This window comes from Bacillus sp. FSL K6-3458 (assembly GCF_038005045.1).
In the GTDB taxonomy this organism is placed as follows: Bacteria; Bacillota; Bacilli; order Bacillales; family Bacillaceae; genus Bacillus; species Bacillus altitudinis.
On the sequence record NZ_JBBOSI010000001.1, the window covers coordinates 3,135,177 to 3,148,372 of the forward strand.

Consider the following 13,196-nt stretch of genomic DNA (forward strand, 5'->3'; position numbering starts at 1 on the left):
ATTGAGACTGGATGGATTTCATGTAAAACTGATCTCAATTACCTGGAAACGTAATAATCACACGTGTCCCTTCAAAGCTTTTGCTCTCAAAACGAATGGTACCGCCATGGCTTTCAATAATCTTAATGGTCATCATTAATCCAAGACCCGTGCCTTTTTCTTTCGTTGTGTAAAAAGGTTCACCTAATTTCCCAATCTCATCTTCTGGTATGCCCTTTCCTTGGTCTTCAAATATCAGCATCATTTGGTCGTTTTTCAATAATGAAGTCACTTGGATCACACCTGTTACTCCATCCATCGCTTCAATTCCATTTTTAAGAATGTTAAGGAACACTTGTTTCAATTCATTTGGAATGCCTTGAATATGTGGCAGAGAGGGCGCCAGATTCTTTTGAATCGACACTCCTTTTAAGACCGCCTGAGATTCAACGACCATAATGACTTCTTCGAGGAGAAGATTTACATTCACCGGTTCAAATTTAACAGATTTACTTCTAGAGAGCACAAGGAATTCGTTAATAATAGACTCAAGCCGATTAAACTCTGACATCATCACATCGGCATAATCCTTCTGATACTTTTTACTTTGAATCATTAGCTGTAAAAAGCCTTTTAACGACGTAAGTGGGTTACGTATCTCATGGGCAATACCAGCTGCAAGCTGTCCAACTGCTGACAGCATTTCAGACTTCATTAGCATTTTCTCAGACTGTTTTTGACTTGTAATATCCTCTGAAATCCGCATGACAGTAGACTGCATTTTGTCAGGGTCATCGATTCGGTGTAAAGAGACTCTTTCCCATCGCTCACGCCCTGATAAGTCCTGAAAATACAACTCACCTGTCCAGCTGCCTTCTCTTAAACACACGTCCCATTGTTTCACTAGATCATCACATTGACACAACGCATAATAGACAGAAAAAATATCTTTTCCGATCAAGTCATATTCATGCTGCTGTACAAACTGACAAAAGCGCTGGTTGACACACTGAATAACGCCTTCTCCCGTTGCAACCACAATATGAATATGGCTGTTATCAAGTGCTGTCACCGCAAGATGAAGAGCCTGCTTCAATTTCGTCATTTCGGTCATTTTGATCCAGGTCATCACTGCTCCCTCGTGATCTTGATCATAGAAAGGCGTCAAATGAACCGTGAATTGTTCTCCTTCGTTCGTTTCAATTTCACGTTCGATCACGCGCCTATCTGAAATGACAGATTGAATATCATGATAGAGCATTTCCTTCGATAACTTCTTGACCATCGACTGAAACGTTTGCTGGTGCCGGGTTTGAGCTGAAGTGAATAAAGAGGCAGCTGTAGGAGTGTGATAGCGAATATTCATTTCCCGGTCCACAAACAACGTGGCAAGTTCTGGCTTCACAGACGGCCGGTACAGTTCTTCTCTTGTCACCTTTAAATTGTTTATAATATTAATAAAATGCTCGTTTGTTTTCTCGCGCACTTCTATTTGCTTGTTTTTTTCTTTTAATTGAGCCCTTGCTTCTTGCTCCTTTTGTTTGACCTCATTGAGCTCGTTTTCTAAATCGACAATTCGCTGTTGATAAACCGAATTCTGCTCTAACATCCCTTTGTCCCTGCCGTTCTTTTGATTTTTTCCTCTCTCACTCTTCCGAATGAGAATGACGTATACTCCTTTAAAACGGCGATCAAAATGTTTCACTGTAAAATCTGCATACTGCTTTCTTCCATTTTCCGAAATGAGGACATGTTGGAAAACAACCTCAGTCTCTTCAGTCCATACCTTTTGAAAGCTTTGACTTAGTATCTCTTTCATATAATCAGGGGTTACATATTCACATAATTCATCTGAGACTTCTGCATGCGCTAAGAAAGAATAGGCACCGTTTGATATCGCGAGGATTTTCTCGCAATCGTCTATGATGAAACATGCATCATACTCCTGCTCTACTTCTTTCATATATTGGACAGCTCGTTCTTTTAACTCCGTATGACCTGCATTGTATTTAGGAACGTTTGAGTGGGTGTAAATGTTCCACTTTTCATTGAACAAATGAAATAAACGAGGGATATTGGGTACCTTTTCATTCGGTCCTAATATCAACATCCCTTGATCCTTTAGTGCATATTGGAATCGAGATAAGACTCGTTTTTGTACTTCTGGCTGGAAGTACATCAGAACATTTCGGCAACTGATAAAATCGAGGTGGATAAAAGGTGAATCGATCAATAAATTGTGAGGAGCAAAGACTATATGTTTTCTAAGCGACTGCTTCACAATAAAAGCGTCACCTTTTTTTTCGAAATATCGTGCCCTCCATTTTTCTGGCATCCGTGCCATAGACTCAAGCGAATAAACACCTTTGCTTGCACTTTGGATGGCTTTCCGATTGATGTCTGTTGCAAACACTTGAAGTTCAATGGACACTTGTCTTCGTTTCATTTCTTCTAAAAATAACAAAGCAAAAGAATAGGCTTCTTCACCTGTAGAACATCCTGCAATCCAAATGCGGCATCGAGATTTCCCATTTTTCATTGTATTATCAATGATCGACGGAATGATGTGATGTTCACATACTCGAAAGGCTTCCATATCTCTAAAAAAAGAAGTCGTGCCGCTTAAAAGCTGTACATGCAGACGATCAAGCTCATCTGGTTCTCTCTCTAATAAACGATCGTACTCGGACAATAAGGAGATCGATTGGTTCGCACTCCTCATTCTTTTTTGAATGACAGAGAGCAGCCTGCGCTTCTCATAGGTTGAAAATGCAATTCCTTTATGCATTTCAAGACGTTCAATGATTCTGATCAAAACAGGGTCTGCAACATCTGTATGCGGAACGTTGATGATGTTGGCTATATATGACGCAAGTGCAGAAGGGTCTTGAAATGTTTGATGATACATACGATCAAACCCACTATTTGTCTCACTGCACGATATGGCTGTACCGCCTTGCTCAACGATTTGAAGCAAACCACTTCCTACACAATAACCTTTTTGAAAAAAGATCGCATAGGCCTCTTCCTTTTGCACATTGGCAAGTGACTGAAACAACGAATTTACAGCACACACCTTGTTCGTAGGATGCTGCTCTGTTATGTGTAGCCGTTTGTCTTCTGTCAATGTCACAGCTGCATGCTGCGGACAAACATAAATCGTATTTTTCATGACTTTCTCACCATGCTTAATCGGCTTTGCCCGGTAGCCAATCGGTAAAACAAGTGCTTCCAAATCAGTTACACAATCGCCTGTCACATGATTTTGCACAACAATAAAAGAGGCATTTAATTCATGCGGAAATGATTGAAAAAAAGCCTCAAGATGATGCTGTTCAAACGGCGAAACACCGATGCCAATCACTGGTGCCTGCACATGTTCGTCTTCTATCAAACGATTAATGATTTTGTCCTGCATCTGGTACCCCCATGTTCATTCGTCTGATACATTTTTTCGACAAAAAGGAAGAAAACCCTCTAATTGTAAATAATGTTTTTTGCATGAAAGGAGGAAAACTTCCTCACATTAAAACAGACTGTATAAACAGAAGGAGGATTCTTTATGCAAAACGATCAGCAACCAAACGTTCAAGGACATGTCCAGCAGCCCCAATTCAATCATGGCGGGCATGAGTTATTTGATTTACATGAGGTATTAGCAGGGACCATTAATATTTTGGATCAATACATGATCTTTCGACAATTTATCCAAGATCCCGTATTATCCGACATGTTAGATCGACAATATCAATTTGTATTGTCCCAGTACAACGTCACGGTAGATTGCTTTTCTACTGGTCAAAAGCCTAGTGAAGAAACATCTACTTATATGATGAAAGAACAGACACAGGTGACATACGGAATAAAACCATCTCAGCCTAAAAAGCCAAATCAATCAATACAGGATGTAAAAGATGCGGGAATTACAGGGCATATGCTTGGTCTCGTGAAATCTCATGCTGGATTACTCTCAATGACTGCATTAGAGGTCACAAACCCTGTGGTGCGACGTGTGCTTGCAGCGCAAATCCCGAACTTTATTGAAATGGCGTATGAAATTTTCTTATATCAAAACAAACATAGCTATTATCAAGTTCCGCAGCTTACAGCTCAAGATATGCAGGCGATGACGTCTACATTTGCCCCTATGCAGGGACAAGTGCAGATGCCGCCAAGCAAAGCCAACCAGCAAAAACCGCTTCATTAACCAAAAACAACGGCCGCCCTATTTACAGGTCAGCCGTTTTTTCTTTGATAATTCAGTTTAAATTGCTCTTCAAAATCTGTGAGACGTTGTCCTGTCGCTTGTTCAAACCCTCTATCAAAACGACTAGTTTTCGCCGTTTCCTCCATGATCTCATGTATGACATCTCGTCCATAAAGCTGCACAAGCTCATAGATCATATAGTAGCTTTGTAAATAAACATCTGTCTCATACGTCGTGCGAGATTCTTGCCAGTCTTGATCAGAATAAAGAGATTTAAAAGGAATGACGTCAAACCGTTCAGACGTGGCGTTCAGCACATCATAGGCCGTCCATTCTGCTGTTCCTTCATGGAACCAAAGGGGAAAGACGACTGGAGATACATTGTATGCATGCACCTTTTCATAGAAAACGAAATGGGCATACTCATGAATGAATAACGTGTTGAAAAAGTATAAAGGCAGTGTCTCTTTCTTCAACAATTCTTCCCGTTTATCTGGGTATAATCCAATCATATGATCAACATCAGAATAAAAACCTGTAATATGCTTGATGCCGGCAAATTGCTCAATCGTCTCTTTATCATCAAAATAAATGATATCTAACGGTTTATCGGCTTCATACTGAAACACTGACATCGTTCTCTTCTTTGCCTGTTCCAGCGCTTCTATGGTCAAATCGACAAAGGCGCCCTCATCCTTTGCATAGTAGATTCGAATATGTTCATAGACTTGCTTATTGAGTCCTTCCGTTAAGACCGTTTTAGGCGAAGAATGCTGCTCTAGATATTGCTCTGCCAGCTGGAACCCTACATAAATCAAGTACGCAGTGAACGCATAAAAAATCAAACCTGCTGCAATCATTCCGCTTACAAGTTTTTTATGAATTAATGACGGTTTTGCTTTCATTTACTCCCCACCTGAATTCATCCTGCAACCTCTTTCTCTTTCTATGAAAAAACAAAGATCAACAAGAGGTGATATATTTTTTACTTTATGCAGTCAGGTGCGCAAGGTGCGGTTCCAAACAAAAAAGCCGCATATGACATACGGCTTTTGTCGTAGCTATTTTGATTCAGGGAAGACACGTCGAACCGTTTCAGTAAACTCGTCGAAGAATCCTGAAATTGGCTCTCCACTTCTAATACGTTTTCCGTACCCTGCCATACGATCGACAAAGTCTGGATTAGCAGATACATACACATTATCAATTTGTTGATCCGTCGATTTGACTTTGTCAGAAATTTTCTTTTTCAAATCGTCTGTTACATCTCCGCTTTTATTGCCTTCAAGCACGACAGCAACAAATGCATTTTTCCCTGTGACAAGTACGTTCGCTGTTTTCACTTCAGACATGTTGGCAACAAGCTCTGATGCCTTATCTGCCACTTTCACCTTCTGAGGTGTTTGCACATTTGGTTGATCCTGTCTCATGTTGTCGTTCTTATATGTGACATTTTCGTACTGTCGTTTCATTGTTCCTCTTCGTTCATCGCCTTGGTTGTTCATTCCACACCCAGCAGTGATCAATGTTGGAACGAGTAATAAAGATAGCATCCATTTCTTATTCATCAATTTATTCCCTCCTTTTGCTCATAGGTTTTTCATCCAGCAGACTTTTTATGCACACATCCTCTATTTCAGCAATGAATTCATAAATCAGCCTTGATTGGTCATCCTAAACATGATGAAGAAGTATCATCACGATCAAATGGAGGGATTCGTTTGTTTAAAAAGAGAAAAGGTATGAGTACTGGTGCAATGATCGCAGCATCAACAGCCATCATTGCATTATTTTCACCACTATTACGGAGAAGACTAAGCAGCATGACTCAAATGAATTTGTCCTCAACGATGAAAGGCAAAGATCAACACCATCATGAGTCATCTCGTCATGAGTCCCATTCGCATTCACGTAAAGACTCAAAAGGCACAACTGAAGTAGGACAAATGATCAAGCAAGCATTCACCGCTGTCCAACCTAATGAAACAAGCCAGCATCAAACATCATCAAAAACATACCAAACCCATCAGCCACCGAGAGAGTCTTACGCCCAGTCTCTTCACATTGATGAAAGTGTCATGAATGTAATGGATGATGAATCTATTCAGCAAGTGCTCAATGACATCGAGCACAAATAACTAAAACAGGAGCCTTTTTTTCAGAAGGCTCCTGTTTATTCTCCTGAAAAATGCTCTTTCACCATGATGCAGAAGGAAGGCAAGAAGGTGATTTCGATCGTGATAACAAACCGTTCCACACCATCTAATAGTATCAACAGCTCTTTTTCATGCTGCCGATCCTTTTTTATTTCTACATGTCGCACAGTTTTAAAGGCATATACTCCTAAAACGGATGCGTCCTTTTTTCGAACAGCCTTCAAAGAAAATTCTTGTACTCCAAGAGACATCGTCACCACAAATCGCTCTTCCTCATTCTCAAACCGAAACGTTAGATCTTGATATTCAATGGGCATATCTCGTTCAAATCCTTCATCAGGCCACGTCTTAAAAAAAGAAAGCCAGTCCGTTCGATCTGGAAATTGTTTTCTCCTCATTTTAAACCCCTCATAAGTGAAATTTTTATTAATTATCTTGTTTCCCCTTTTCTTTTGCAACAAATTTTAGTAATTTTAAAAAGGTGATTTTATTTTGCTAAGAGACCTCTTTATTAATTTAACAATTCTTGTCACTTTCCATTATTTATTGATGCTTGTGTTTAAAGAGAATTTTTTAAAAAAGGAAGACACCCTGCTCAGACAAATTTATAAAGGAATGATTTCTGGGTTACTCGGTGTCCTCTTAATGTTTTTCTCTATTAAAGCAGGACCAGCCATCATCGATTTAAGACATATCCCCCTTATTTTAACGGCATTTTATGGAGGCATTGCACAAACGTTCATTGCAGCCTGTGTGATCATTATTGGCCGATTATTAATCGAAGCCAATGTCGCTTCTTTCATTAATATTTTTTCCATGATATTTATCGCCACAGCTTCTTTTTTAATTGCTGAGCGTCATATCAATCACGTCGTAAAAATGCTGTTATCTATTACCATGAGCAACGTCATAGCGACGATTTTATTTATCATCATCGTCAATGAAAGATCATTTGAACTGCATACTGCCTATTGGATATTCTCGTATATTGCCGGTTTATTTAACTTTTATGTCATTGAGCATCAAACAAAAGCGTATCAGATGTTAAATTTGTATAAATTTCAAGCTCATTATGACTTTTTAACTGGTGTTTTAAATAAACGGAAATTCGATGAGATATTAAGTGATGCTTTTTCTCTGAACTTAAAGCAACCTATCCATCAAATGTCCTTGATTTATCTAGACATCGATTATTTCAAAACCATCAATGATCAGTATGGACATCATGAGGGAGATATCGTTTTAAAAGAAATCGGAACAAGGCTAATTAAAAACACAAGAAGCTCTGATTATATTGGGCGAATCGGCGGTGAAGAATTTGCTGTGCTTTTACCGAATTGTTCCGTTGAAAAAACATGGCAAATTGCGGAACGTTTACGAAAAAAAATGGCGGATCAGCCAATCTATTTACAAAACGGAACATCGATTCACATTACGGTGTCAATTGGATGTGCTTATGATGCAGGAACAAGTGAAAACATGAAACAATTACCGATTATTGCAGACCAGGAGCTCTATAAAGCGAAGCAGTCAGGCAGAAACCAAGTGAGCTTTTCTGGACGAAAAAGAGAACACTTAACATAGGCTTTTTCCTCAATTTGTTAGCGCTAATTATTTTTAAAAAAGTTTTCGTATAACAGTTGTTTTTTCCCGCAAACACTGGTAAAGTAAAGGTAATTATTTTTGTTCGTATCATCTTTAAGAAGAAAGTTTTGAAAGAGTTTTCGTCTTTGAAGTTTGTGTAAGAGCAAGAATAGTGAATTTAAGCGTTAAGATCGCTTTAGGAGGAAATTTCATGTTAGAAGGTAAAGTAAAATGGTTCAACTCTGAAAAAGGTTTCGGATTCATCGAAGTAGAAGGTCAAGACGATGTATTCGTTCACTTCTCTGCTATCCAAGGCGAAGGCTTCAAAACTTTAGAAGAAGGTCAATCAGTTTCTTTCGAAATCGTTGAAGGTAACCGTGGACCACAAGCTGCTAACGTTAACAAAGCGTAATTTAAGAGCATCTGCTCTTTTAGCACTTTATAGAGTGAAGGAAAACCGCTCGGCTTTTATGCCAGCGGTTTTTTTGTGCAATAAAAAAAGAGAACCTGACGAGAGGTTCTCTTTTTATTTGTCCTTCTGCTTTAGTTTCTGTAAAGCAGAACGATACATATCATCATTCATTTTCGTCTCTGGTTCTTCTTCTTTGACAGGTGGTTCTGGCTGCTTAAACTTTTGAAGCGCCTGTCTATAGAAATCATCACCTGACGGAGCATCATCTGTCTGAGAAGGCTCTGACGCTTTTTCTTCCACTTCAGGCTCTACAGGTCTCGCCGCAACTTCTGGCTCGCTATGCGGCACGTCAGGATGATTCGAAACATCTTCTTTGATCTCTTCCTTCTCGGCCGAAGCGTGTCTGACATTGAACGCTACTAATCCGATAATGACTAGAACAGCAGCTACTAACGCTACAATAATCGTCGCCAAAAGAACCCTCTCCTTATCGCTTAAATGACGCAGTGACTGATGCTACACGTCTTCCTAATGCTTTCCCCAGCTCAATGCCTTCTGCAGAAATCACTTCATCAGAATCAATCGGGCACGTCACACCTGCTCCATAATAAGAGCCGTATAACGCATTTTCTGGAACATTTCCAGGAAGGCCGACCACAAGCATCCCTTGATGGAACATTGGCGTAATCAAATTATGCATCGTCATTTCTAATCCGCCGTGTGTTGTGGCAGTGGTACAGAAAACGGCACCGACTTTATCGATGAGTTTTCCTTCTGCCCATAAATACCCAAGACGGTCAATCCATGTCTTTAATCCAGAACTAATGGTACCAAAGTGACCAGGGCAGCCCCAAATGATTGCATCCATTTGATCAAGCTTGCGGATATCCGCATCTTTCACATGATCAATGAACACTTCAGCTTGCTCTGTTTCACCTGCGCCAGCTGCAATCGCTTCTGCAAGTGCTTTTGTATGGTCACCTTCACTATCGTATACGACATAAATTTTCATGTACGGTCCCTCCACACTTATCTTGCATCTTGGTTTGCTTCCTTAGGTGCTGGAAGCAATGTCATTTCTTGTTTCTTATCCTGCTTTTCTTTTCGCTTTTTATCCTTACGTACATCTCGCAGGAACAAGCTGAGAATCACACCAGCTGCACAGAATAATGTCACCCACATGTAAGCATCATTGATGCCCATCACATTGGAATCAACTTGTGCTTTCGTAAAGAGCTGGGTCGACACATATTTTTGAGCAGCTTCTGCTGTCATGCCCATATGGTGCATCACATTAGAGACAGCCGTCTGGAATGAATTCATAAAGAACGGGTCAGCTGTATTCGTTTGATCTGCCATATTGGAATAATGGAATGTCGTGCGATTTGTATAAATCGTCGTGATCAAACTCGTACCGATCGAACCACTGATTTGTCTCAGTGTGTTTGACATCGCTGTACCATGACTGTTTAAATGCTGCGGTAATTGGTTCATCCCAGCAGTCATGACTGGCATCATCAAGAGTGACATACCAAAGGCACGTACTGCATACATGAGCACAATGTGACTATAAGATGTATCAATCGTTAGCCTTGTAAACTCGTATGTGGTGACAACCGTAATCAGCATCCCCACAATGGCAAGTGGACGAGGTCCAAATTTATCAAACAAGATCCCTGAAATTGGGGACATAATGAGCATCGCAAGTGCCCCTGGAAGCATTAATAGCCCCGATTGCAGTGCAGTAAACCCAACGAGGTTCTGCAAGTAGATCGGTAGTAAGAACATCCCAGTGTATAGGGCAACGGTAATAATAATGTTGATAACACTTGATAATGAGAAAATGCTGTATTTAAACACGCGGAAATCAAGCATTGGATTATCCGCTTTTAGCTGTTGGAAAATAAAGAGAATGATCGCAATCGCACCAATGATAATCGTAGATAAAACGATTGGATCTGTCCAACCATCACTTCCCGCTTCACTCACTCCGTATAGAAGTGAAGCAAAACCAACGATCGACAGAATCGCACCAAGAGTGTCCAGCTTGATTTTTTTAGGCTCTACAATATTTTTAAACATAAAGAAAGCCGCGATAATGACAATCGCACCGATTGGTACAAGTCCATAAAACATAATACGCCATGAATAGTGTTCAATAATATAACCAGATAACGTTGGTCCGACAGCTGGCGCAAACATCATCGCAAGACCAAAAATCCCCATTCCTTTCCCTCTGTTTTCTGGAGGGAAAATAAAAAGGATTGTTGTCATGACGAGCGGCTGTAAGATACCGCCACCGACTGCCTGAATCAAACGACCAATCAGCATCGTAGAAAAGTTTGGCGCAATACCGCAAATAAAAGTCCCTAGTGTAAATGAAATCATCGCCACGAGGAATAAGCTGCGCTGGCCAAAACGTGTGATTAAAAACGCAGATAACGGAATGAGCACACCGTTGACAAGCATGTAACCTGTTGTAAGCCACTGAATTGTCGTCGCACTCACATTAAATTCAGTCATTAAATGGGGCATGGCTACGTTCAAAAGCGTTTGGTTTAAAATCGCTACGAACAAACCGGCCATTAAAATGATCAGTAAAGACAAGGAGCCTGCTCCCTGTTTTGTCGCTGCAGGTTGATTTGCCATCTCAGACAACCTCCTTTCATTTTTTGATATCAGTCATCATTAAGATGAAATTTTGACAGAAGCATTCATACCTGGAAGTACTTTGTCAGATGGATTTTTAATTGAGATTTTCACTGCTACTTTTTGTGTCACTTTCGTGTAGTTACCACTTGAGTTTGTTGCTGGCAGCATATTGAATGTTGAGTTTGTTGCATAACCAATTTGTTCAACAGTTCCTTCAAATGTTGTATCAGGATCGCCGTCTACAACGATGTCCACTTTGTCACCTTTTTCAATGTTCTTAATGTCTGTTTCTTTAATATTCGCTGTAATGTAAAGCTTGCTTAGGTCAATCGTTTCACCAAGAACTGTCCCAGGCTGCACTTGTTGGTTGTTTTGTACTTCTTTTTTGACTAATGTGCCATCAGCCACTGCTTTAATGTTTGTTTTTGCTTCTCCTTCAACTTTTGCAACTGTGCTGTCTTTTTGCACTTCGTCACCTTCATTGATGTCCCAGCCTTTGATTTGTCCAGCTGCTGGCGCTGTAATTTGGTACATGTCACCTGTCACTTTTGCTTCATCTGTTTTTACGAAGTTTGTGCTTTCGTAGTAGTAATAAGCACCTCCGGCAATAATGGCAAGAATCACAATAAGGCCAATAATATTCGTTAGCAATAAACGCCCTCTGTTCATGTTTTGTTTCTCCTTTCATGTATAAAAATATAGTGTCATCTGCTTTAGCAAACTTAGAATGCCCATCATCTGACAGATTATGAAACAAGCTCATAGAGCTGCCTGTTTCCCCTTTTTCTACTCCGCTGAAAATGGTGTGCAGCCCATTTATACTTATTGTTCACTTATGAGCAAAAAGCAGAAAAAGAAGAAAAGACAATCGGCATCTTTTTTGAAAAACTTATATTTAACAAGATTAAATATTAATAAATGAAAATTGAAATGTCAAAGAGAAAGTTTTACTTTTTTTCTGGTGATCCCTTCCTTCTCCACACAAAAAACCTTTCAGCCCTTATGCTGAAAGGTTTTTTTGAATGTTCTCTTTAAGAAAGAACTTCTTCCTGCTGAAAAAATTTTTTTAATGCGAGAAAAACGTCTGATTTTTGCTTCAAAATATAATGCTTAAATTTCTCATCCTGAATATGTTTATATGTTGACATTAACGTAGAATGCCGATTATATTGATTCACTTCACCATAACAAAATAAATTGGCCTTTTTCATAATTTCAGAAACGAGCTTCACGCACCGTGCATTATCAGAGGTCAAATTGTCACCATCAGAAAAATGGAAAGGATAAATATTATATCGTGACGGAGGATATCGTTCGTCTATGAGCTCTAGTGCCTTTCGATAGACAGAAGAACAAATGGTTCCCCCACTCTCTCCCCGAGAAAAGAAGTGCTCCTCATCTACGACCTTCGCCTCTGTATGGTGGGCAATGAATTCGATCTCGACTGTCTCATACTTTGTCCGCAAGAAACGTGTCATCCAAAAGAAAAAGCTTCTCGCCATATATTTTTCCCAAAGCCCCATACTTCCGCTCGTATCCATCATCGCTAGGACAACCGCTTTTGATTCTGGTTTGGTGACTTCATTCCACGTCTTATACTTAATATCCTCTGGATAAATGGGATAAAAGGAAGGGCTTCCTGTCATGGCATTTCGTTTAAATGCTGACAGCATGGTTCGTTTTTTATGAATATTACCGGTTAACCCCGTTTTGCGAATATCATTAAACTCAATTTCCTCGACAACGATATCATCAAGTTCCTTTTGTTTAAGATTTGGTAGCTCCAGCTCACGAAATAGCGCTTCCTCTAAATCCATTAATGAGACTTCTGCTTCGTAATAATCATCACCGGCCTGATCTCCAGCACCTTGCCCCTTTCCCTGCCCTTGCTTACTGTCAGATCCATCCCGAGCGACCACATCGCCAACCTGGCTGTCTCCATCCCCCTGACCTACATGCTTATTCTTATCATAGTTGTACCGAATTTTATATTCATCTAAAGAACGGATCGGAATTTTGACCACATCTTTGCCATTAGACATAATGATGCTTTCCTCTGTGACAAGATCCGGCAAATTGTTTTTAATCGCCTCTTTGACTTTTTTCTGATGACGCTGCTGGTCATCAAAGCCTTTTCGATGGAGGGACCAGTCTTCCTGAGACACAATAAACTGACTTTTTTCTTGCCGGGACATCCATCCCCCTC

General features: G+C 40.0%; 13 protein-coding genes. 4 read left to right on the plus strand and 9 right to left on the minus strand.

Annotation, left to right across the window (positions count from 1 at the left end; all coding sequences use genetic code 11):
• Positions 1 to 34: 34 nt before the first annotated feature.
• Positions 35 to 3,397, minus strand: a complete 3,363-nt coding sequence (locus MHH23_RS16515) for a CheR family methyltransferase (protein ID WP_340959857.1) — start codon at positions 3,395 to 3,397, stop codon at positions 35 to 37.
• A gap of 144 nt (positions 3,398 to 3,541) precedes the next feature.
• Here MHH23_RS16515 and MHH23_RS16520 point away from each other — a divergent pair, with 144 nt between their 5' ends.
• Positions 3,542 to 4,186: a spore coat protein gene (locus tag MHH23_RS16520; RefSeq protein ID WP_217967405.1), complete on the plus strand. Its 645-nt coding sequence runs from the start codon at positions 3,542 to 3,544 to the stop codon at positions 4,184 to 4,186.
• A gap of 29 nt (positions 4,187 to 4,215) precedes the next feature.
• Here the strand turns inward: MHH23_RS16520 and MHH23_RS16525 are convergent, their stop codons facing one another.
• Together MHH23_RS16525 and MHH23_RS16530 are read right to left on the minus strand one after the other, a co-directional pair.
• Entirely contained in the window at positions 4,216 to 5,091 is an 876-nt protein-coding gene (locus MHH23_RS16525) for a hypothetical protein (RefSeq protein WP_041507543.1), read from the minus strand.
• A 156-nt stretch (positions 5,092 to 5,247) separates the two neighbouring features.
• Positions 5,248 to 5,754, minus strand: coding sequence for a YhcN/YlaJ family sporulation lipoprotein (locus MHH23_RS16530; RefSeq protein WP_008349054.1), 507 nt, complete (start codon positions 5,752 to 5,754; stop codon positions 5,248 to 5,250).
• Between the two features lie 153 nt (positions 5,755 to 5,907).
• On the opposite strand from MHH23_RS16530, the gene MHH23_RS16535 reads away from it, so the two are divergent.
• Positions 5,908 to 6,324 carry a spore coat protein gene (locus MHH23_RS16535; RefSeq protein ID WP_212360732.1) on the plus strand — a complete coding sequence of 139 codons (417 nt, stop codon included), beginning with the start codon at positions 5,908 to 5,910 and terminating at the stop codon, positions 6,322 to 6,324.
• 35 nt (positions 6,325 to 6,359) lie between these two features.
• Here the strand turns inward: MHH23_RS16535 and MHH23_RS16540 are convergent, their stop codons facing one another.
• The gene (locus tag MHH23_RS16540; protein WP_340959859.1) at positions 6,360 to 6,740 is read right to left on the minus strand and encodes a hypothetical protein; all 381 of its coding nucleotides are present in this window, start codon (positions 6,738 to 6,740) and stop codon (positions 6,360 to 6,362) included.
• A gap of 94 nt (positions 6,741 to 6,834) precedes the next feature.
• Here MHH23_RS16540 and MHH23_RS16545 point away from each other — a divergent pair, with 94 nt between their 5' ends.
• Both MHH23_RS16545 and cspB read left to right on the plus strand, forming a co-directional pair.
• Positions 6,835 to 7,926, plus strand: coding sequence for a GGDEF domain-containing protein (locus tag MHH23_RS16545; RefSeq protein WP_045034824.1), 1,092 nt, complete (start codon positions 6,835 to 6,837; stop codon positions 7,924 to 7,926).
• 211 nt (positions 7,927 to 8,137) lie between these two features.
• Positions 8,138 to 8,338, plus strand: coding sequence for a cold shock-like protein CspB (gene cspB / locus MHH23_RS16550; protein WP_008349061.1), 201 nt, complete (start codon positions 8,138 to 8,140; stop codon positions 8,336 to 8,338).
• Between the two features lie 114 nt (positions 8,339 to 8,452).
• Here cspB and MHH23_RS16555 read toward each other — a convergent pair whose 3' ends face one another.
• From MHH23_RS16555 to yhbH, 5 genes are all read right to left on the minus strand, one after another.
• Positions 8,453 to 8,812, minus strand: a complete 360-nt coding sequence (locus tag MHH23_RS16555) for a hypothetical protein (RefSeq protein WP_017360371.1) — start codon at positions 8,810 to 8,812, stop codon at positions 8,453 to 8,455.
• Positions 8,813 to 8,825: 13 nt separating this feature from the next.
• Positions 8,826 to 9,350, minus strand: a complete 525-nt coding sequence (locus MHH23_RS16560; RefSeq protein ID WP_008358701.1) for an NAD(P)H-dependent oxidoreductase — start codon at positions 9,348 to 9,350, stop codon at positions 8,826 to 8,828.
• 17 nt (positions 9,351 to 9,367) lie between these two features.
• Positions 9,368 to 10,987, minus strand: a complete 1,620-nt coding sequence (locus tag MHH23_RS16565) for a DHA2 family efflux MFS transporter permease subunit (RefSeq protein WP_340959862.1) — start codon at positions 10,985 to 10,987, stop codon at positions 9,368 to 9,370.
• Positions 10,988 to 11,026: 39 nt separating this feature from the next.
• The gene (locus tag MHH23_RS16570; protein WP_007497037.1) at positions 11,027 to 11,659 is read right to left on the minus strand and encodes an HlyD family efflux transporter periplasmic adaptor subunit; all 633 of its coding nucleotides are present in this window, start codon (positions 11,657 to 11,659) and stop codon (positions 11,027 to 11,029) included.
• 362 nt (positions 11,660 to 12,021) lie between these two features.
• Positions 12,022 to 13,185: a sporulation protein YhbH gene (gene yhbH / locus MHH23_RS16575; protein WP_340959864.1), complete on the minus strand. Its 1,164-nt coding sequence runs from the start codon at positions 13,183 to 13,185 to the stop codon at positions 12,022 to 12,024.
• Positions 13,186 to 13,196: the final 11 nt, after the last annotated feature.